The sequence below is a fragment of the Celeribacter sp. genome (assembly GCF_048266405.1).
GTDB lineage: Bacteria > Pseudomonadota > Alphaproteobacteria > Rhodobacterales > Rhodobacteraceae > Celeribacter.
This window is the reverse complement of record NZ_JBLWZO010000008.1, coordinates 101,706-122,243: the sequence shown is the minus strand read 5'-3', so window position 1 is coordinate 122,243 and position 20,538 is coordinate 101,706. Positions and strand designations below refer to the sequence as shown.

Sequence of the window (20,538 nt, the reverse complement as noted above, 5' to 3'; positions counted from 1 at the left end):
GCGCCGGGCCTGCCGAAAACCCGCTCCGGCAAAATCATGCGCCGCATCCTGCGCAAAATCGCAGAAAACGACACCGGTGCTATGGGCGACACATCAACCCTCGCTGACCCGTCCGTCGTCGATCAGCTGATTAAAAACAGCATGTATAACAAAGGCTAAGCCATCTCACATCCCGCATTGAAAGCCGCCCTTCGGGGCGGTTTTCTTTTGCGCGGGGCGCGACATATGTCGAAAACCACCGCTGTGTTTAACACCTCTTAACCATGTCGGGCGCACAGTGAGAGGATGCAGGCAGACCCGATCACACATGAAGCAGACTGGCAGACCTTAACCGACCGTGCCCATGCGCCTTTGGCCCAACGGTGGCTTTATGGTGCTGCGGCGCAGGCCGTTGGACGGGAGGCACGCCGCGTCTTGGTCATGGATGGCGACCGTCCGGTGGCTGTGGCCCAATCCGTCTGTCGTAAACTGGGCGGCGTCTCGGTCGGACTTGTCACCCAAGGCCCCCTGTTCATCGCACCCTGCGATCCGCGCCGTGCGCTCAAAACCCTGCGCCGCGCCCTGCCCCGTCTGACCGTGATGACGCCAAGCAGCCATTTGCGCCGCCTGTCGCTCTCGGCGGCCACGCCTACGCTTGTCATTGACCTGACACATGACGAGAACCACTTGCGGACGGGCCTCAACAGCAAGTGGCGCAACGCCTTGAAAAACGCCGAAAAGACGCGTCTGAAGGTGGCGCAGATAACGGCGACACAGGCTGCACTCACCCCGCTCTTGCACTCCGAAAAACAACGTCAATCGCAGGGCCACTACCGCGCCTTGCCGCCCGAGTTCACCCTTGCGCTTTTGCACGTTGCCCCTCGTGCTTTTCGCCTGTTCGAGGCCTCGAACGCACAGATGCTCTTCCTGCGCCACGGCAATTCTGCAACCTATCAAATGGGCTATGCAGGCCCTGAGGGACGAGCGGTCAACGCCCACAACCTCATCTTGTGGGAGGCGATGATGCGGCTCAAATCCGAAGGCGTGGAGCGGTTGGACCTTGGCACCTTTGATGCGGTCAAGGCCCCCGATCTGGCACGGTTCAAAATGCGCACGGGCGGCGCACAGGTGGTTTGGGCCCCCGCGCAACTGCTCTGAACACGGCCCTCATACCGCCATAAAATGTCTGTTGCATGAGGCGCGTTGCACCCTCTACCTTTGTGCAATGGAACAGCCCCCATTTGCCTCCCCCGACATCGCCCGTGTTTTTGAGGCGCTTCCCCCCGCAACCCGCACGACCCTTTTGACGCTGCGGGAGATGATTTATGCGGAAGCCGAACGCCTTGGCGTTCCCGTCACCGAAAGCCTCAAATGGGGACAGCCGTCCTACGCCACGCCCAAAGGCACGCCGCTTCGGCTCGGTGTGCCCAAAACCGGTGGCGCTGCGATCTTTGCCCATTGCCAAAGTCGGGTCATTCCCGACCTGCGCGAGATTGCCCCTGATCTGAGCTATGATGGGACGCGGGCGGTGCATCTTGATCCCAAGGCTGCCATTCCAACCGCACCATTGCGCGTGATGATCCGCAGGGCTCTCACCTATCGCGCCTAAGCGACAGCCCACAAACGAAAAGCCCCGCCAAACGAGCGGGGCTTTCCTCTATAGATTTGAAACAGCGACTTACTTCATAGCCATATCAGTGATTTCGGTTGTGTAAGCCCCTGTAGGCTCGACAGTGATCACAGGATCGGAGCCGCCCGACAACAATGAGGCCACAGTGCGCTCGTAATCCGCGATATCAAGCGAGCCATCAGAGTCTGCAGTCAGCTTGGCCACTTCGCTCATCATACGGATCTGGTGGCTTTCGGTTTGCGCCCCCGTTTCGTCATACTCAAGCACAATCATGGCCGCTTCTTCGACGTTCTGTTCAGCCCATTTCCAGCCTTCCATCGAGGCGGAAACAAAGCGAGCCAGCTTGTCTTTCATTGCGTCATCTTCAAGCGTGGTTTCGAGAACGTAAAGGCCATCTTCGAGCGTTGCAACGCCTTGGTCCTCATATTTGAACAAGACCAGATCATCCTCGGCGATGCCCGCATCAAGAACCTGACCGTATTCGTTGTAAGTCATAGTCGAAATACATGCGGCCTGCTTTTGCAGCAGCGGATCAACGTTGAAGCCCTGCTTGAGAACCTCGACGCCATCCTCGCCACCATCAGTGGACAGGCCAAGGTGGTTCATCCATGACAAGAACGGATATTCGTTGCCATAGAACCAAACGCCGAGCGTCTTACCCGGGAAGTCTTCTGGCCCTTCAATGCCGGTCTCTTTGAGGCAGGTCAGCATCATGCCCGATTTTTTGAACGGTTGCGCGATGTTGACAACAGGCGCGCCGTTTTCACGTGCAGCCAAGGCCGACGGCATCCAGTCGACCATCACATCCGCGCCACCACCAAGCAGCACCTGAACGGGTGCCACATCGGGACCGCCGGGTTTGATCGTCACGTCGAGATCAGCGGCTTCATAGAAACCTTTTTCGAGCGCCACATAGTAGCCCGCGAACTGGGCCTGCGTGACCCATTTCAGTTGAAGCGTCAATTCATCGGCGGCCTGCGCCCCCGCCGTCATCGCTGCCAGCGCGATCGCGCTTGTGAGTAGCTTTTTCATTGGTAACAACCTCCAAGTTGTGAATGCCGAGGTTTTTCCTCGTGCAGTTTATATGCGGTTACCCGCGTTGTGAGGGATGCCAGAAAGTCACCCTCTTTTCGATTAACGCCACAAGCCCGTACATCGCCGTGCCCGTGAGCGCAGATATCGTGATTTCAGCCCAAACCATGTCCGTTGCCAAGCGTCCCATCTCGGTTGTGATCCGAAACCCCATCCCACGGATAGGAGAGCCAAAATATTCAGCAACAATTGCCCCGATGAGGGCCAAAGTGGTCGCAATTTTAAGACCATTAAAAATAAACGGCAGCGCCGCAGGGATGCGCAACTTGATCAGCGTGGCCATATGCCCCGCCGCATAGGTGCGCATCAAATCACGCTGCATCGTATCCGTCGAGGCCAACCCGCCAAGCGTGTTCACCAACATCGGAAAAAACACCATGATGGCCACAACAGCCGCTTTGGAATGCCAGTCAAATCCGAACCACATCACCATGATGGGGGCCAAACCGACGATTGGCAAGGCCGCCATAAAGTTCGCCACGGGCAAAAGCCCTCGTTTGAGAAAGTCATAGCGATCAATGACAAAGGCCACAGCGATCCCCGCGAAGCTCCCCATCCAAAGCCCGTTCAATGCGCCTTTGAGTACGGTTTGCACCCAGTCTTCCCAGAGGATCGGCAAAGATCCCGATATGGCCGCCCCGATGGCTGATGGCGCGGGCAAAAGCGCGGGCGAAATGTCGAACAGTCGCACGACAACCTCCCAAATGAGCAGCACCAAAAGGCCGAACCCAACAGGGTAAGCAATGCGCTCGAACTGTGTATCTGCACGTCTCATACGGGTCGCCCTCCCATTGCGCGGCGCAGGACCTTTTCAATCGCGCCCACGGTGAAAATCAAAATCGCGGCCAAAATGGCGGCCGCAAACAATGCGGCCCACATGATCATCGGTTCACCGAACTGCGAGCCGATCAACATACGCGCGCCCAAACCGGAAATCGCACTGGTGGACAATTCGCCCACAACCGCGCCGACGAAGGCGGCAGCGACGCTGACCTTCAGCGAGGCAAAGAAGTAAGGCATCGAAGACGGCACGCGCAGTTTCCAGAACACCGCAGAGGGCTTGGCCCCATAGGTGCGCAGCAAATCCAACTGCATATCGTCAGGACTTGAAAGCCCTTTAACCATGCTGACCATCACAGGGAAAAAGCTCAGGTAGGCCGCGATGATGGCTTTGGGCACCAAGAGCGAGCCTGCGCCCACGGCGTTGCTCAACACCACAATGATCGGCGCCAAGGCCACGATGGGAATGGTCTGCGAAATGATCGCCCATGGCATCAGACTCAGCCGCCCGACACGGCTCAGCACGATAACGGCGGCCAGAGAGACCCCGACAACGATCCCGAGAACAAAGCCCCAAAGCGTTGTTTTCAAAGTAATAATACCTTGGTAAACCATTGACCGTTTTGAGGTGATCTTTTTCTGAACGGTGGTTTTCCAAAGCTCCGAAGCCACCTGATGCGGCGCAGGCAAAAGCGGGCGCGCTTGCTGCATCGTGTCCGAGACGACCTCGGAAAAGCTCGGCTCCGTGCCAGCCCGTTCGGCTTGGTCATAGGTCCATGTGGAATTCATTTTGATCGAGGCGGCGTACCAAACCACGAACAAAACCACCACGACGGTCAAGATCGGCAAGATGTTTTTCATGATCGCCACTCCATCCGTAACTCATCGGGCGCATCCCCCTCACAGGGCACCACCCCACAATCTACAAATCCTTCGCGGGCGTAGAACTTTTGAGCGGCAACATTGGGCACATGGGTGTGTAACCATATGAAATCACGCCCCGATTTCACGGCGTCCATGAGCGCCTTTCCGACGCCCTGCCCGCGCGAGCGAACATACAATCCGCCAATTTTGAGCGTTTGCGGGTCGAATGAAAGATAGCCTTGCGCCGGATCGCCGAAGACGTACATGTCGCGCGCATCAAAGGCCTCATCGAACATCTGGGCAATCTCGGCGGCACTTGGCCCTGCGGGCTTCCATGACACCTCTTGCTCCCACGCCCAGACGATCTCCGCCAATGCGGGAATGTCCGCGCGGGTCGCGAGGCGCACGTCTGTGGTGGCAAGGGCACTCATTGTTCATGCCCCGCGCGCAACCCCTCACGAACACGATGCGCGATCTCGATGAACTCTTTGCTATCGCGAATGTCGAGGGGGCGCTCTTTCGGCAGCGGGCTTTCGATAATGTCAGTGATCCGTCCGGGACGCGGCGACATGACGACGATCTTGGTCGACAGGTACACCGCTTCAGGGATCGAGTGGGTCACAAACCCGATGGTTTTTTCAGTGCGCGCCCAAAGCGCCAAAAGCTGCTCGTTGAGGTGATCGCGCACAATCTCGTCCAATGCGCCAAACGGCTCGTCCATCAGCAGGATTTCAGCATCAAAGGCAAGCGCTCGTGCAATCGACGCCCGTTGCTGCATCCCGCCCGAAAGCTGCCAGGGAAACTTTTTCTCGAACCCTGCGAGGTCAACGAGTTCTAGCACTTTTCGAACATGTTCGGCCTGATCCGCCTTTGAATACCCCATAATTTCGAGCGGAAGTTTCACATTTCCTGCAATTGTCCGCCACGGATAAAGTCCTGCCGCCTGAAAGACGTAGCCATAAGCCCGCGCGCGTCTGGCCTCTTCTGGCGACATGCCATTGACGGTCATTGTCCCGCCAGTGGGGGTCTCAAGGCCCGCAATGCAGCGCAAAAATGTCGTCTTGCCGCAGCCGGATGGTCCAATAAAGGAGACAAAATCGCCCTTATTAATTTGTAGGTTTACACCCTTTAGCGCCTGAATAGGTCCGTCGTTCGTCTCGAACGTCAGGTCCACATTTTGCGCGTCAATAACTGGTTGTTTCATAAGTTCTGTCGTCCCATCAGGCGGTATGGGATGGCCCATACCGCCGCCCCATTTGCTCTTATACGCCTGTCGCAGGAATGCCCGAACGCTGCACCGGTTGCGGTGCCGTCAGGTCTTTCCATTTCGACAGCGCCGTGTTCACGGTCGCATTCGGATCGCGGGCGACAAATTCACCGTGGCCCTCTTTGGCGGTCAAAACTCCATCCGTCACGGCGACATAGCCACGGGACAACACATAGCGTGGCAGACCTTTAACCTCGATACCTTCGAATACGTTGTAATCAATGGCGGAGGCTTGGGTCTCGGCGCTAATCACTTTGGATTTCTGGGGATCAAGCACAAGGATATCGGCATCAGCCCCCACCAGAATTGCACCTTTTTGTGGGTAGCAATTCAGGATCTTGGCAATATTTGTCGAAGTCACGGCGACAAATTCGTTCATCGTGATCCGCCCTGTCTCGACACCCTTGGTCCACAGCACTGGTAGGCGATCCTCAAGCCCGCCCGTCCCGTTCGGGATCTTCGAGAAGTCCCCAACGCCGTAGCGTTTCTGCTCGGTCGTAAAGGCACAGTGATCGGTCGCCACGCAGGACAATGTGCCCGACGCCAAACCCGCCCAAAGGCTGTCTTGGTGCTGTTTATTTCGGAAGGGCGGCGACATCACGCGACGTGCGGCGTGATCCCAGTCCTCGTTGAAATACTCGCTTTCATCAAGCACGAGGTGCTGGATCAACGGCTCGCCCCAGACCCGCTTGCCGTTCATTTTGGCGCGGCGGATCGCCTCGTGGCTCTCCTCGCAGGAGGTATGCACCACATAGAGCGGCGCCCCAGCCATGTCCGCGATCATGATCGCACGGTTGGTGGCTTCGCCCTCGACCTGTGGCGGGCGCGAATAGGCGTGGGCCTCGGGGCCAGTGTTGCCATCGGCAAGCAGCTGTGCGGTCAACTCGGCCACCACATCACCGTTTTCGGCGTGGACCAGAGGTGTCGCCCCCAATTCGGCGCAGCGCTTGAACGAGGCGTAAAGCTCGTCGTCATTAACCATCAACGCGCCCTTATAGGCGAGGAAGTGTTTGAAACTGTTGATGCCTTTTTCTTCGGTGACGATTTTCATCTCGTCAAAGACCTGCTCACCCCACCATGTAATCGCCATGTGGAAAGAGTAATCGCAGGATGCCTGAGCCGACTTATTGTCCCAGACCTTGAGCGCATCCAACAGGCTCTCCCCCGGGGACGGGAGACAGAAATCAACGACCATGGTGGTGCCGCCCGCAAGCGCCGCTCGCGTCCCAGAGGCGAAATCATCCGCCGAATGGGTGCCCATAAACGGCATTTCAAGGTGCGTGTGCGGGTCAATTCCACCCGGCATCACATAGCACCCTGTTGCGTCCAGAACCTCGTCACCTGTCAAATCAGGCCCGATCTCGACAATCTTGCCGCCGTCGATTTTCACGTCGGCTTTGTAGCTAAGATCGGCTGTCACGACCGTGCCGCCCTTGATCACCTTGGTCATTCTTCTCTCTCCTTGTCGTTTCGGCGGTGCGTCTATCGCGCACCTGCCGTATTAGTTTTGTATATCATTCAACGATTTGCGCGATCTCCAATACGGCGTGCATCAACACATCGGCCCCTGCAGCTGCCCATTCGGGGCTGATTTCCTCGGCCTCGTTGTGGCTCAGACCATCGACGCAAGGACACATGATCATCGCCGTTGGCGCGACATCGTTGATCCAACAGGCATCGTGACCCGCGCCCGAAATGATATCCATATGGGAATACCCCAACCGCTCAGCGGCTCCTCGTACAGCATTCACAAGGGTCTCGTCGAACGCTGGTGGCTCGAATTGACCCGAAATCTTGGACTCAAAACTCACACCGATCTCTTCGCACAACTTTGGCGCACGCTCCATCAGCTCCGCCTCCATCGCGTCGAGTTTCTCAGGCAGATGAGAACGGATATCGACGGTGAATACAACCTTTCCGGGGATGACATTGCGAGAATTCGGGTAAACATCAATATGACCAATCGCGCCCACCGCACCAGGTTGGTGTTTCATCGCGATTTCGTGGACCAATTCGGTGATCAACGCCAAGCCGCGTCCCGCGTTTTTACGCATGTGCATCGGCGTAGACCCCGTGTGGCTATCCTTGCCTGTCACTGTGCATTCGATCCAGCGCAGCCCCTGACCGTGGGTGACAACGCCGATGTCTTTGCCTTCGGCTTCCAAAATCGGCCCCTGCTCGATGTGCAACTCGAACATCGCGTGCATTTTGCGCGCGCCGACTTCCTCGTCGCCAACCCAACCGATGCGTTTGAGTTCGTCGCCGAATTTCTTGCCTTCCGCATCCTCGCGCTCATAGGCCCAATCCTGTGTATGTTTTCCGGCAAAGACGCCAGAAGCCAGCATGGCAGGGGCAAAGCGTGTGCCCTCTTCGTTGGTCCAGTTGGTCACAACGATCGGGTGTTTGGTTTTAATGCCGAGGTCATTCATGGTGCGAATGGCCTCAAGTGCGCCGAGCACACCCAGAACGCCATCGTATTTCCCGCCCGTTGGCTGGGTATCGAGGTGGCTGCCCATGTAAACGGGAAGTGCATCGGGATCTTCGCCCGCACGAGTGGCGAACATATTGCCCATCGTATCGACGCCCATCGTCATCCCCGCCGCTTCGCACCATGATTGGAACAACGCGCGGCCCTCGGCATCGGCGTCGGTCAAGGTTTGGCGGTTATTGCCCCCCGCCACACCCGGCCCGATTTTAGCCATCTCCATGAGGCTATCCCAAAGACGGGCAGAGTTGATTTTGAGGTTTTCACCGGGTGCGGAAGTTACGGGGGCCATTGGCGTTCCTTTCGTCGTCTAATGTATGCGCAGGCCGCGAACGGCCTGCTTTGTCGTTCAATCCAGTGTTTTGAGCACGTCGGACAAAGTTCCGATCAAGGTGTCGACATGTTCTTTTTCGATAATCAATGGTGGAGACATGGCGATGATGTCGCCAGTGGTGCGCACCAAAATGCCCTTCTCGTAACCTTTGAGGAAGGCGGAGAAGGCGCGTTTGGTCGGCTCATTTGCAATCGGCTCCAACTCGACCGCGCCGATCAATCCTTCGCCGCGAATATCCACCACATGCGGCAGACCTTTGAGGCTGTGGATTGCGTCTTGCCAATACTCCGACATCCCAGCCGCGCGTTCGAACAAGCCTTCCTCGGCATAGGTGTCGAGGGTTGCCAGACCTGCGGCGGCGGCAATCGGGTTGCCCGAATAGGTGTAGCCGTGGAACAGCTCGATCACATGCTCGGGGCCTTGCATAAAGGTCTCGTAGATCTCTTTGGTCGCCAACACCGCACCCATCGGGATCACACCGTTGGTGAGACCTTTGGCACAGGTGATGAGATCGGGCATGACGCCATAGTGTTCGGCGGCAAAGGACGATCCCAAACGGCCAAAGCCCGTAATAACCTCGTCAAAGATCAACAAAATACCGTGTTTGGTACAGATGTCGCGCAGACGTTTCAGGTAGCCTTTGGGCGGCAAAAGCACACCCGTGGACCCTGCCATCGGCTCGACAATCACGGCGGCGATGGTTTCGCCACCATGCAGCGCAACGATGCGCTCCAACTCGTCGGCCAGTTCCGCGCCATGCTCGGGCTGTCCGCGCACAAAGCGGTTGCGATCTGGCAGATGGGTATGCGGCAGGTGATCAACGCCAGTCAGCAGCGAGCCAAACATTTTGCGGTTGGTCACAATGCCCCCCACGGAAATACCGCCAAAGTTCACCCCGTGATAGCCGCGCTCACGGCCAATCAAACGGGTGCGTTCGCCATGGCCCTTGGAACGATGATAGGCGAGCGCGATTTTAAGCGCGGTCTCGACACTTTCCGATCCGGAGTTTGTGAAGAAGGCATGTTCAAATGGTTCAGGCGCCATGTCGACCAATTTGGTGGCCAGTTCGAAGGCTTTCGGGTGGCCCATCTGGAACGCAGGTGCGTAATCCAATTCGGCAACCTGCTTTTGGACCGCTTCGACAATCTTGGGGCGGTTGTGCCCCGCGTTACAACACCACAGTCCCGCCGTCCCGTCCAAGACCTCGCGCCCATCGGAGGTGCGATAATGCATCCGGTCGGCGGAGACGAACATCCGTGGCTCTTTTTTAAACTGACGGTTTGCCGTAAACGGCATCCAGAACGCTGAAAGATCGTTCGGACGTGTGTCTCCATCCATCGCCATAATTCCCTCTTATCCCTAATTGTGCCGGCAAATTCATGTGTGCCTTGCATCACCCTGCGACGGGTTTGACCATTTGGTCAAGAGTACCGTATCAACCTCATCCCCGTATGCGCACAATCTAAAGCCGCTCGGATGCCGAAAAACTGTGCATATTGTATATAAGATCGGATTTAAGGCGATTCCCTCTTCGGTTTGACGCATTTTTTGGCAACTATGAAGAAAAAGAGGTAAACCGCACAGATATCAGCGAAGGAATCATAGTCCGTATGTCAGGTCTCAAACCGCGAACAAGAATCCAAAAACGCAACTCAGAGACCATTCTGGACGCCGCATTGGATGTCTTTTCCCGCAACGGATTTCGAGGGGCCACTCTCGATCAGATCGCAAAGGAAGCGGGGCTGTCCAAGCCGAATCTGCTGTATTATTTCCCCTCGAAAGTCTCCATGCACCGCGCCTTGATCGACGCATTGATGGCCAACTGGCTTGATCCGCTGCGCGAAATGGATGCGGATGGCGATCCCGTCGAGGAGATCGTTGCCTATGTTTTGCGCAAATTGGACATGGCTCGTGAGTTTCCGCGAGAGAGCCGCCTGTTCGCCAATGAAATCGTCCAAGGCGCGCCGAACATTATGGATAAAATTGAGGGCGAGCTGAAAGATCTCGTCAACGAGAAGGCCGCCGTCATCGCACATTGGGTCGAAACAGGCCATGTGCGGGCGGTTGACCCCTATCATCTGATCTTCTCAATTTGGGCCACAACACAGCACTACGCTGATTTTGATGCACAAATTCGTGGTATCATATCCCCTGTCGGCGACAGCCATTTTGACGATGCCCGCACATTTCTGGAAACAATGTACCGCCGCATGTTGGCTCTTTGACATCTGTTCCGCCCCTCTTTTCACCGATGATGCGTTAACCAAAGCCTAAGAAACTTGGGGATATTAACCTCTTGGCAAGGGTAACACTTTAGAAAGATTTGTGGTGGGGGCTCCTTTTGAAGGAAGGAGCACAAGCATGACCGATATCTCAGGCGTGCCTGCGTTCGGAGGAGGCGGATTTGTCGAGAGACAAGCGCCCGACACTCCGGAACCAGTTGTACGTGAAGTTGCAGAACCCGCAACGACAAACGGTTCGGCAGCACAGTCGCAGGGCGAGACCCTGCTTGGCCAGAATGGCACGTACAATCAATCGAACCACGACAGCAGCGACGCAGATCAAAAGCGGCGCGATGCAGTGCGCGACGAGACCGTTTTAACGGGCCCGACGCCAGCGTTCCAAGCCAGTATTCTTGATTTCGAACGCGACCTGCGCAATGTGATCGCACGGATCGAGGCAAAACGCACGCAACAGGCCGATGAGGCCGCGATTGCACCGCGAGCGGTCGAAATGTCCATTCCTGCCGCGCAGGATGCACAGGCGACCGTCCCGCCAGTCACCCCCTTGGCCTCCACAGAGGCGATGGAACCGCCCGCTGAGCAGCCCGCGCTGCCCGTCGCACAAATGGTGACAGCTCCAGCTGAACCCGTGGACCCAGAAGCCGCACATAGCGGACCTGCGGCGACTCAGAATACGCCATACGACCCGCAAAGCTGACGCCACGCGGATCGTATCATTCCCCCGTGTCAGGAAGACGCGGGCCTCATTGCAGTTTGAAAACCGCCCCCCGCACAGCCTTAGAGACGGCTGCGCGTGAAGGACCCCCATAGCCCCCCGCGACCACAAATGGACACGGGAGGCTGGGAGGGTCTATGCCTTTGCCCGCAGCATTCAGCGCGGACAAAGTAAATTTGCGTGCGGAAAGACCGCTCTATTCGCCCGCGACAGCTGCCACGTTATTGGGGTGCTGCGTCCAGTTGGCGTAATCACCGACAACCTGCCCCGTGCGCTCGTCCACCTCGCCTTTTTCGAGTGTTTTCATAGTGATACACCCTTCAACAGGACAGACATTCACACAGAGGTTACAGGCCACGCATTCGTCATCTTTGACGGTGAACACGCGATCTGCGGACATCTCAATCGCTTGGTGCGAGGTGTCCTCACACGCCGCGTAACAGCGTCCACAGCTGATGCAATCATCTTGGTTGATGACCGCTTTTGTGACGTGGTTGAGGTTGAGATATTGCCAATCCGTGACGTTGGGTGTGGCTTTGCCGACCAGATCGGACACGCTCATCTCTTTCTCGTCGAGATACTGGCTCAGCCCCGAAATCATCTCTTCGACGATCTTGAATCCATAGGTCATCACGGCGGTGCAGACCTGAACGTTGCCTGCGCCAAGGGCCATGAACTCGGCGGCATCGCGCCAAGTGGTCACGCCGCCAATGCCCGAGATCGGCAGGTTTGCCGTCGCAGGGTTGCGGGCAATTTCGGCCACCATGTTGAGCGCAATCGGTTTCACTGCAGGGCCGCAATAGCCGCCGTGAGTGCCCTTGCCGTCAATCATCGGCTCGGGCGAGAACGCATCGAGGTTCACAGAGGTGATCGAATTGATGGTATTGATCAATGACACCGCATCCGCACCACCGCGCAACGCGGCCTCGGCTGGCAGGATGATGTTGGTGATATTGGGCGTGAGTTTGACGATCACGGGCAGGCCCGTCGCCTCCTTACACCACCGCGTCACCATCTCGATATATTCGGGCACTTGACCCACTGCCGCACCCATGCCGCGCTCGGCCATGCCGTGCGGACAGCCGAAGTTCAGCTCGAACCCGTCACAGCCTGTCTCGGCGATGCGCGGGATGATGGTTTTCCAGCTTTCCGCGTCACACGGCACCATCACAGAAGCGATCAAGGCGCGATCTGGGTAGTCCTTTTTGACGCGGGTCATTTCCTCCAAATTCACCTCCAACGCGCGGTCGGTGATCAATTCGATGTTGTTGAGACCCAACAGGCGGCGATCCGCGCCAAAGATTGCGCCGTAGCGTGGCCCGTTGACGTTGACCACGGGCGGGCCTTCCTCGCCGAGCGTTTTCCACACGACACCGCCCCACCCCGCCTCAAAGGCGCGGCGCACGTTGTACTCTTTGTCCGTGGGGGGCGCCGAGGCGAGCCAGAACGGGTTGGGAGAGGTAATGCCACAGAATGTTGTTGTTAGATCAGCCATGTCTTAGCCCTCTCCCATCAAGAATTTATGCATGTTTTCAGCACTATCGCGCCCTTCGGCCACGGCCGTCACGGTGAGATCCTCACCGCCGAGGGCACAGTCGCCCCCTGCCCAAACGCCCGCCACAGAGGTGCGGCCAAGCGTGTCGACGGCGATCTTGCCGCGCTCCAGTTCGATACCGTCCGGCACCCCGTCAAGCGTTTGACCAATGGCCATAAAGACCTGATCCGCAGGAATGCGCACCGTCTCGCCAGTGCCCGACAGTCCGCTATCGCTCTCGGCAGTAAACTCAAACTCCACCTCTGCACAGGCACCATTGCCATGCACGGCCACGGGCTGCGCATTATAGAGAATTTGCACGCCTTTGGAGGTTGCGAGGTCTTGTTCAAACTCGGAGGCACTCATGCGGTCGCGACCACGGCGATAGGCAATCGTGACGTTTTGCGCCCCAAGGAGCTTGGCTTGCACGGCAGCATCCACCGCCGTCATGCCACCACCAATCACCACGACATTTCGCCCGATGGGCAGCGTCGACAGGTCGGTGGACTGGCGCAAGTCAGAAATGAAATCAACCGCGTCAAGAACGCCGGATTTATCGACACCTTCCGCCTTGAGCGCGTTCACACCGCTCAAACCGATGGCGAGGAAGACGGCGTCGAATTCCGTTTTCAATGCGTCAAGCGTCAGGTCCACGCCGAGCGATTTTCCTGTCTCAATGGTGATCCCGCCGATTTTCAGCAGCCAGTCCACCTCGGCCTGTGCGAAATTATCGGGGGATTTATAGGAGGCGATACCATATTCGTTCAAACCGCCCGCTTTGGCGCGAGAATCATAAATCGTGACCGTATGACCGTAACGGGCCAAACGGTGCGCCGCCGACAGGCCCGCAGGCCCCGCGCCAACAACCGCGACGCTCTTACCTGTCTCGGGAGCACGGGTGAACGGGTGCGTGCCCTTCTCCATCAGTGTATCTGTGGCGTAGCGCTGCAACCGTCCGATTTCGACGGGCTTGCCTTCGGCCACTTCGCGCACACAGACCTCTTCGCAAAGTGTCTCCGTGGGACAGACCCGTGCGCACATTCCGCCAAGGATATTGGCCTCAAAGATGGTTTGCGCCGCCGCTTCGGGTGTTCCCGTGGCGATCTGGCGAATGAACATGGGCACGTCGATCGACGTGGGACAGGCCGTCATACATGGCGCGTCATGGCAAAAGTAGCATCTGTCGGCCGCGACCATCGCCTCATGGTCGTCAAGCGGCGGGTGAAGGTCGGTGAAATTATCGGTATAGGCGTCAGGGTCAAGCCGCCCTGCGGCGATCCCTGATGTAAATACTGTATTGGGCATTTATCCTCGTCCTGCTTTGCTGCGCATCCTATTTCTTAGGCGTGGCTAGTTATGGTCTTAGGGACAGCGTGACCGATAAACCCATTTTTGATCAAGTGGTAAATTTTAATAAGTCCGCAATTTTCTCTCTTTTCACCCCTTAATAGGCAAATATTGCGTCCCGAACGCCTAATTCATGTGCATTCTGGCGCGATGCGCAGAGCCAACGCGTTTTTCGCGGGTTTTCACGGACCCTGACGTGACGTATAAGCGGGAAAGCTGATTGACATGAACCCGCACCAGACGGGTGGCAGAACGAGTTGGAAAACATGACAAAACAAAATGACGCCGATGTGGCCTTCATTCAGGCGCTTGCCGAGTTGCTCAACACCAATGACCTCACCGAGGTGGAAGTCAAACGTGAGTATGGCGAGAACGACCGCCTGAACGTGCGCGTATCCAAGGCACAAGACATTGTGCAAACCGTTGCCGCCCCTGCTCCTGTAGCTGCGGCTCCGGCGGCAGCACCTGCTGCGGCGGCTCCTGTTGCAGCGGACTCTGCGGCACCCGCGGATCCGCACAATGATCCGAACGCCGTCCCGTCCCCAATGGTCGGAACCGCCTATCTGTCCGCAGAACCCGGTGCCGCCACCTTTGTAAAGGTGGGCGACAGTGTCGAAGAGGGTCAGACGCTGATGATCATTGAGGCGATGAAAACGATGAACCACATCCCCTCGCCGAAATCCGGCACCATCAAACGCATTCTGGTCGATGACGGCACCCCCGTCGAGTTCGGCGCGCCCTTGATGATCATCGAATAAAGGACAGGTTTTCCGTATGTTCGATAAAATCCTCATTGCCAACCGTGGCGAAATCGCGCTTCGCGTGATCCGCGCGTGTCGCGAAATGGGCATCGCCTCCGTGGCGGTCCATTCCGAGGCAGACGCCGATGCGATGCACGTGCGCATGGCCGACGAAGCCGTGTGTATCGGCCCCAATTCCTCGACACTGTCCTACCTCTCCTTCCCCGCGATCATCGCGGCCTGTGAGATTACGGGCGCACAGGCGATCCACCCCGGATACGGATTTTTGTCCGAAAACGCCGCCTTTGTGCAAATCGTCGAAGATCACGATCTGGCCTTTATCGGCCCCTCTGCCGAACACATCCGTCAGATGGGCGACAAGATCACCGCCAAAGAGACCGCCAAAATCCTCGGGATTCCCGTGGTGCCCGGCTCTCCCGGTGGCGTGCCTGACGTGGAAACGGCCAAGAAACTGGCCGCGGAAATGGGCTACCCCGTCATCATCAAAGCCACCGCCGGTGGCGGCGGACGCGGCATGAAAGTGGCCGAAAGCGAAGAGGTTCTCGAAACCGCCTTCCGCACTGCCCGCTCCGAATCCAAAGCCGCCTTTGGCAATGACGAGGTTTATATGGAGAAGTATCTCCAGAAACCGCGCCATATCGAAGTGCAGGTTTTCGGCGACGGACAGGGCGGCGGCGTCCATTTGGGCGAACGCGATTGCTCGCTGCAACGCCGTCACCAAAAGGTCTTTGAGGAAGCCCCCGGCCCCTCCATCAGCCCCGAAGAACGCGCCTATATTGGCGGCATCTGTGCCAATGCCATCGCAAAGATGGGCTATAAAGGCGCAGGCACCATCGAATTCCTCTATGAGGATGGTCAATTCTTCTTCATCGAGATGAACACCCGTCTACAGGTGGAACACCCTGTCACCGAGGCGATCTTCCGCCAAGATCTCGTGCGCGAGCAAATCCGCGTTGCGGCAGGCGAGAAGCTCTCCTTCACCCAAGAGGATCTGATCCTTGACGGTCACGCCATCGAAGTGCGCATCAACGCCGAGCGTCTGCCGAACTTCTCTCCCTGCCCTGGTAAGATTACGCAATACCATGCGCCAGGTGGGTTGGGCGTTCGCATGGATAGTGCGCTCTATGACGGCTATTCGATCCCGCCCTATTACGACAGCTTGATCGGTAAACTCATCGTTCACGGACGTGACCGCCCCGAAGCTTTGGCCCGTCTCAAACGTGCCCTTGGCGAGCTGATCGTGGACGGCGTCGACACCACCGTGCCGCTGTTTGACATGTTGCTCAGGGAGCCTGACGTAATCTCTGGCGACTACAACATCCACTGGCTCGAAAAATGGCTCGACGCCAATCTGCCCGCCTAATACAGGCAGACAACGTATTGAATTCAAAGGTCCGCCGTCACTGGCGGGCCTTTTCATTTGCCGCGAAACGCGCCATTTTGCTCGCATGGATACCCCTGACCTCACCCCCGAACTTCTGCTCAATGCCTATGCGAATGGGGTCTTTCCCATGGCCGAGAGCGCGGAGGACGACGAGGTGTTCTGGGTTGATCCCGACCGGCGCGGTATTTTCCCGCTTGATCAGTTTCACCTCTCCAACTCGCTCGCCCGTGTGATCCGTCGTGAACGCTTCACCGTGACCTTCAATCACGCCTTCGCGGATGTCGTCCGACAATGCGCCAACCGCGAGGAGACATGGATCAACGCCACGATCTTTGACCTCTACTCACAGGTCCACGCGCTTGGCTTTGCCCAATCGGTCGAGGTCTGGGACAGCTCGCGTCTCGTCGGCGGGCTGTATGGAATCACATTAGGAGCCGCGTTTTTTGGGGAGAGCATGTTCTCGCACAAGACCGACGCCTCCAAAGTGGCGCTTGCCTACCTCATCGCGCACCTGAAACGCACGGGGTTCACCCTCTTGGACACGCAGTTCATCACGCCGCATCTGGCCTCGCTCGGTGCCATCGAGATCGACCGTGCGGAGTATCACACACGCCTTGATGCCGCCTTGGAACGGGACGCTGATTTTAGAGAGATCGCTGCGCCACCTTCGGCTCAGGAGGTGCTACAGCTGAGAACCCAAGCGTCATAACGCGGGTGGTCCATCGCATTGAGCGCGGGGCTGCTTTCGATCATCCATCCTTGGAAAACAGGATCGTCGATGCCGTCAACGTTAATGACCAGATAGGCGTAGGCGTCCCCCGAAGGGTTGCCGACAGGATAGCGACAATCCGTGAGTTGCGCCGCCAGATAGCCCCATGTCGCGGTCTGGCCGATAGCGATCTGGATATCCTCTACGCGGCCCGTCAGCTTGTCCAGAACACGGATCAACGCGCCTGTGCCACTGGCCACGCTTTCTTGCGTTTCTGTCGTAATATCAAACAATTCGCGTTGAAATCCCTCGTCGGGAAGCGATTGCAGCTCCTCCAAGGACAAGCCGCCAATATCGCCGTTATCCAAAGGCGTCTCGATGATCGAACCGATGCCCGTTTGCAAATCGTCGGAAAATCCGGTGTCCTGTGCGGAGCCTGCGCCCGCAGCCACGGCAATCACACCCGCAAGACACCAACCACGCCGCATCATTCTGCGCCTCCGTCACCCGTGACGAACTTCAACAAGAGGTTGATCAGGCTCACAGCGCCTTGGGTGTCGGCGATCACTTGTCCGTCTTCGAAATTGAACATCGACCCACCGGGAATCAGTTCAATAAAGTTGCCACCCAACAGTCCTTCTGAGGCGACCAAAGCCGCCGTGTCGTCAGGGAGAACCACATCGCGATCAAGGCTCAATTCAGCCTCGGCGCGAAAACTCTCGGTGTTCAGGGACAAGTCCGTCACCGTGCCGATCTTCACCCCTGCAAGTCGCACATCGCTGCCCACGGTTACACCCTCAGCGGAGCGGAACGAGGCGGTCAGGTGATAGAGGTCAGAGGAGCCTCCCGCGAATCCCGTAGCTTGACCCGCGTAGATGAGAAAGCCCAAAGCGAGCGCCAAAACGCCCGCGCCTACAGCAACTTCTGTTGTGTTTTCTGCCATGTGCTTGCCCCTAAACCTTAAACGGTCCTCACCCAAAACCTTGGATGGCCTTATTCGGGCTGCCACGCCTCATAGTCGGTGCGCGCAACGGGGTGCGCCTGACGGATGGAGCCTGCGGGCGCATGAGCTGCCGCGGTTCCTGTCATATTGACCATGTGCGGCTTTTCCCACTCTTTATGCTCAAGAGGGAGATGGCCAGGGTGGTTATCAAAGGTGTGGTGCAACCAACCATGCCATTCGGGATCAATCCGCGAGGCTTCGACATCACCATTGTAAATCACCCAACGGCGCGTGTCGTCTTCGTTGCGGTAAAAGGTGTTGCCTTGGCTGTCTTCACCCAGTTTGACGCCGTGGCGCCATGTGAAAAGCTGCATGCCAATCGTCTGGTCTTTCCACCACACAACCGAGCGCAATACTGTATTCAAGATACCCATAGGACAACCTCCGAAAATGTTGGTTCCTGATATGACCTAATGAGGGCGCAAGGTCCAGAGTTTCCGTGTGCTAATCACAGTCAAATCAGGGCAATTGGCACGTGTTCGCCGTCCCGAACGGGTTTGACGGCCACACGCAACGCATGGCCGTGCTACATAGCCGCCCTCAGGACACGGGATCTGGCAGCTTTGCGGTTACTTCAATTTCGATCTTCATCGCCGGATCAAGCAAACGGGCCTCGATCATCGTAGCAGCGGGGCGCACTGCGCCGAACACCTCTTGCAGGACAGGCCAACAGGCTTCGAAATCTGCCCCGTCAGGCAGGATATAGCGTACACGGACGACATCAGCCATCGAGGCCCCCGCCTCGCCCAAGGCCTTGGCGATGGTGGCAAGCGTGTTGCGACACTGGTCTGCGACGCTTTCGGGCATGCGCATCGTCGCGTAGTCATAGCCCGTGGTGCCCGACACAAAGACCCATCCATCCACGACAACCGCGCGGGAATAAGCGATTTTCTCCTCAAACGGAGAGCCGGAGGAAATGAGTGTGCGTGACATGGTGGAGCCTTTCTGAGCCGAGGATGAAGCACCGTATGAGCGCGGGCCTTACGCCACGTTACGCAAGCCTGTTCCGTGCGCAAGTCTCATGTGCCCCAGACACGGATCGACGTCTACGCATCTGCGCCTAAGACACCCCATCACGCAGGCTCAAACGCGAAACGCCGCCCCGAAGGGCGGCGCTCACTTTTGGGTTTGACGCGGAGGGCGGTTAGCCGACCGTCGCTTCTTTTTCGGCCTCGCCGTAGATAATCAACGGTTTGGCGTCGGAATTGACGGCCTCTTCATTGACCACAACCTCGGTGACATTTTCCGTCCCTGGCAGTTCGAACATCGTGTCGAGCAAGATGTCCTCAAGAATGGAGCGCAGGCCACGGGCCCCTGTTTTGCGTTGGATCGCACGTTTGGCGATTGCGGTCAGAGCCTCGTCGGTAAAGGTCAGCACCACATCTTCAAGCTCGAACAGGCGCTGATACTGTTTGACCAGTGCGTTTTTGGGCTCGGACAGGATGGTGACAAGCGCATCTTCGTCGAGGTCTTCGAGCGTGGCAAGCACGGGAAGACGGCCGACGAACTCGGGGATAAGACCGAATTTCAACAGATCTTCGGGCTCAAGCTCGGAGAACAGCTCACCGATGCCCTTGGCATTTTCCTCTTTCACATCGGCGCCAAAGCCGATGGCAGAGCCTTTGCCGCGTTGCGCGATGATCCGATCAAGACCCGCAAATGCGCCACCACAGACAAACAGAATGTTGGTGGTATCCACTTGCAGGAATTCCTGCTGCGGGTGCTTGCGTCCACCTTGCGGCGGCACGGAGGCCACGGTGCCTTCCATGATTTTCAACAGAGCCTGTTGGACGCCCTCACCCGACACATCGCGGGTAATGGACGGATTGTCGGATTTGCGCGTGATCTTGTCGACCTCGTCGATGTAGACGATGCCGCGCTGTGCGCGTTCAACATTATATTCGGACGCCTGAAGCAGTTTGAGGATGATGTTTTCCACGTCCTCACCGACATAGCCGGCTTCGGTCAATGTGGTGGCATCCGCCATGGTGAAGGGCACATCGAGAATGCGGGCAAGTGTCTGTGCCAACAAAGTTTTACCGCATCCCGTCGGGCCAACGAGCAAGATGTTGGATTTTGCCAGTTCGATATCGCCCGCCCCGCTAGAGGCGTGGTTGAGGCGTTTGTAATGGTTGTGAACAGCCACAGAGAGAACGCGTTTGGCAGTGGCCTGACCGATCACGTAATCATCGAGAACAGCACAGATTTCTTTGGGCGAAGGCACCCCTTCGGAGGACTTCAGGCCCGAAGACTTGGTTTCCTCACGAATGATGTCCATGCAAAGCTCAACACATTCATCACATATGAAAACGGTTGGACCCGCGATCAGCTTTCGCACCTCATGCTGGCTCTTACCGCAAAAGGAACAGTAGAGCGTGTTCTTGCTGTCACCACCGGACGAATTCGACATT

22 protein-coding genes are annotated in these 20,538 nt (G+C 57.3%); 7 read left to right on the top strand and 15 right to left on the bottom strand.

Going from position 1 to position 20,538, the window contains the following annotated elements; all coding sequences use genetic code 11:
- The first annotated feature begins 285 nt into the window (after nucleotides 1-285).
- The gene (locus ACN0TS_RS14385; protein ID WP_417260062.1) at nucleotides 286-1,137 is read left to right on the top strand and encodes a GNAT family N-acetyltransferase; all 852 of its coding nucleotides are present in this window, start codon (nucleotides 286-288) and stop codon (nucleotides 1,135-1,137) included.
- A 67-nt stretch (nucleotides 1,138-1,204) separates the two neighbouring features.
- On the top strand, nucleotides 1,205-1,588 hold the full coding sequence (locus ACN0TS_RS14380) for a DUF1801 domain-containing protein (RefSeq protein WP_417260061.1): 384 nt from the start codon (nucleotides 1,205-1,207) through the stop codon (nucleotides 1,586-1,588).
- 69 nt (nucleotides 1,589-1,657) lie between these two features.
- Here the strand turns inward: ACN0TS_RS14380 and ACN0TS_RS14375 are convergent, their stop codons facing one another.
- From ACN0TS_RS14375 to ACN0TS_RS14340, 8 genes are all read right to left on the bottom strand, one after another.
- On the bottom strand, nucleotides 1,658-2,641 hold the full coding sequence (locus ACN0TS_RS14375) for an ABC transporter substrate-binding protein (RefSeq protein WP_417260060.1): 984 nt from the start codon (nucleotides 2,639-2,641) through the stop codon (nucleotides 1,658-1,660).
- Between the two features lie 58 nt (nucleotides 2,642-2,699).
- The gene (locus ACN0TS_RS14370) at nucleotides 2,700-3,476 is read right to left on the bottom strand and encodes an ABC transporter permease (protein WP_417260059.1); all 777 of its coding nucleotides are present in this window, start codon (nucleotides 3,474-3,476) and stop codon (nucleotides 2,700-2,702) included.
- Nucleotides 3,473-4,342: an ABC transporter permease gene (locus tag ACN0TS_RS14365; protein ID WP_417260058.1), complete on the bottom strand. Its 870-nt coding sequence runs from the start codon at nucleotides 4,340-4,342 to the stop codon at nucleotides 3,473-3,475. Before ACN0TS_RS14365 ends, ACN0TS_RS14370 begins: the two co-directional genes overlap by 4 nt.
- Nucleotides 4,339-4,776, bottom strand: a complete 438-nt coding sequence (locus tag ACN0TS_RS14360; protein WP_417260057.1) for a GNAT family N-acetyltransferase — start codon at nucleotides 4,774-4,776, stop codon at nucleotides 4,339-4,341. Before ACN0TS_RS14360 ends, ACN0TS_RS14365 begins: the two co-directional genes overlap by 4 nt.
- Nucleotides 4,773-5,549 (bottom strand): ABC transporter ATP-binding protein, encoded by a 777-nt coding sequence (locus ACN0TS_RS14355; RefSeq protein WP_417260056.1) that lies wholly within the window; start codon nucleotides 5,547-5,549, stop codon nucleotides 4,773-4,775. Before ACN0TS_RS14355 ends, ACN0TS_RS14360 begins: the two co-directional genes overlap by 4 nt.
- A 58-nt stretch (nucleotides 5,550-5,607) precedes the next feature.
- Nucleotides 5,608-7,062: a dihydropyrimidinase gene (gene hydA / locus ACN0TS_RS14350; protein ID WP_417260055.1), complete on the bottom strand. Its 1,455-nt coding sequence runs from the start codon at nucleotides 7,060-7,062 to the stop codon at nucleotides 5,608-5,610.
- A 64-nt stretch (nucleotides 7,063-7,126) separates the two neighbouring features.
- Complete coding sequence (locus ACN0TS_RS14345) at nucleotides 7,127-8,389, bottom strand: Zn-dependent hydrolase (RefSeq protein ID WP_417260054.1); 1,263 nt, start codon at nucleotides 8,387-8,389, stop codon at nucleotides 7,127-7,129.
- A 57-nt stretch (nucleotides 8,390-8,446) separates the two neighbouring features.
- Complete coding sequence (locus tag ACN0TS_RS14340; RefSeq protein WP_417260053.1) at nucleotides 8,447-9,775, bottom strand: aspartate aminotransferase family protein; 1,329 nt, start codon at nucleotides 9,773-9,775, stop codon at nucleotides 8,447-8,449.
- Nucleotides 9,776-10,041: 266 nt separating this feature from the next.
- On the opposite strand from ACN0TS_RS14340, the gene ACN0TS_RS14335 reads away from it, so the two are divergent.
- Both ACN0TS_RS14335 and ACN0TS_RS14330 read left to right on the top strand, forming a co-directional pair.
- Nucleotides 10,042-10,656: a TetR family transcriptional regulator C-terminal domain-containing protein gene (locus ACN0TS_RS14335; protein WP_417260052.1), complete on the top strand. Its 615-nt coding sequence runs from the start codon at nucleotides 10,042-10,044 to the stop codon at nucleotides 10,654-10,656.
- 136 nt (nucleotides 10,657-10,792) lie between these two features.
- Entirely contained in the window at nucleotides 10,793-11,371 is a 579-nt protein-coding gene (locus tag ACN0TS_RS14330) for a hypothetical protein (RefSeq protein ID WP_417260051.1), read from the top strand.
- A 214-nt stretch (nucleotides 11,372-11,585) separates the two neighbouring features.
- Here ACN0TS_RS14330 and preA read toward each other — a convergent pair whose 3' ends face one another.
- Entirely contained in the window at nucleotides 11,586-12,884 is a 1,299-nt protein-coding gene (gene preA / locus ACN0TS_RS14325) for an NAD-dependent dihydropyrimidine dehydrogenase subunit PreA (RefSeq protein WP_417260050.1), read from the bottom strand.
- A gap of 3 nt (nucleotides 12,885-12,887) precedes the next feature.
- The gene (locus tag ACN0TS_RS14320; protein ID WP_417260049.1) at nucleotides 12,888-14,228 is read right to left on the bottom strand and encodes an NAD(P)-dependent oxidoreductase; all 1,341 of its coding nucleotides are present in this window, start codon (nucleotides 14,226-14,228) and stop codon (nucleotides 12,888-12,890) included.
- Nucleotides 14,229-14,536: 308 nt separating this feature from the next.
- Here ACN0TS_RS14320 and accB point away from each other — a divergent pair, with 308 nt between their 5' ends.
- The 3 genes from accB (at nucleotide 14,537) to aat (ending at nucleotide 17,124) form a co-directional block, all read left to right on the top strand.
- On the top strand, nucleotides 14,537-15,028 hold the full coding sequence (gene accB / locus ACN0TS_RS14315; protein WP_417260048.1) for an acetyl-CoA carboxylase biotin carboxyl carrier protein: 492 nt from the start codon (nucleotides 14,537-14,539) through the stop codon (nucleotides 15,026-15,028).
- A 16-nt stretch (nucleotides 15,029-15,044) separates the two neighbouring features.
- Nucleotides 15,045-16,394 carry an acetyl-CoA carboxylase biotin carboxylase subunit gene (accC, locus tag ACN0TS_RS14310; RefSeq protein WP_417260047.1) on the top strand — a complete coding sequence of 450 codons (1,350 nt, stop codon included), beginning with the start codon at nucleotides 15,045-15,047 and terminating at the stop codon, nucleotides 16,392-16,394.
- An 85-nt stretch (nucleotides 16,395-16,479) separates the two neighbouring features.
- Nucleotides 16,480-17,124, top strand: coding sequence for a leucyl/phenylalanyl-tRNA--protein transferase (aat, locus tag ACN0TS_RS14305; RefSeq protein WP_417260046.1), 645 nt, complete (start codon nucleotides 16,480-16,482; stop codon nucleotides 17,122-17,124).
- Here the strand turns inward: aat and ACN0TS_RS14300 are convergent.
- The 5 genes from ACN0TS_RS14300 to clpX all read right to left on the bottom strand — a co-directional run bounded on the left by ACN0TS_RS14300 (nucleotide 17,088) and on the right by clpX (nucleotide 20,537).
- Complete coding sequence (locus ACN0TS_RS14300) at nucleotides 17,088-17,615, bottom strand: DUF2155 domain-containing protein (protein ID WP_417260045.1); 528 nt, start codon at nucleotides 17,613-17,615, stop codon at nucleotides 17,088-17,090. The two genes, aat and ACN0TS_RS14300, sit on opposite strands and share 37 nt — an antisense overlap.
- Complete coding sequence (gene mlaD / locus ACN0TS_RS14295; RefSeq protein WP_417260044.1) at nucleotides 17,612-18,067, bottom strand: outer membrane lipid asymmetry maintenance protein MlaD; 456 nt, start codon at nucleotides 18,065-18,067, stop codon at nucleotides 17,612-17,614. Before mlaD ends, ACN0TS_RS14300 begins: the two co-directional genes overlap by 4 nt.
- Nucleotides 18,068-18,117: 50 nt before the next feature.
- Nucleotides 18,118-18,501, bottom strand: a complete 384-nt coding sequence (locus ACN0TS_RS14290; protein ID WP_417260043.1) for an NADH:ubiquinone oxidoreductase subunit NDUFA12 — start codon at nucleotides 18,499-18,501, stop codon at nucleotides 18,118-18,120.
- Nucleotides 18,502-18,667: 166 nt separating this feature from the next.
- Nucleotides 18,668-19,060 carry a RidA family protein gene (locus ACN0TS_RS14285; protein WP_417260042.1) on the bottom strand — a complete coding sequence of 131 codons (393 nt, stop codon included), beginning with the start codon at nucleotides 19,058-19,060 and terminating at the stop codon, nucleotides 18,668-18,670.
- Nucleotides 19,061-19,271: 211 nt separating this feature from the next.
- Nucleotides 19,272-20,537 (bottom strand): ATP-dependent Clp protease ATP-binding subunit ClpX, encoded by a 1,266-nt coding sequence (gene clpX / locus ACN0TS_RS14280; RefSeq protein ID WP_417260041.1) that lies wholly within the window; start codon nucleotides 20,535-20,537, stop codon nucleotides 19,272-19,274.
- Nucleotide 20,538 lies beyond the last annotated feature (1 nt).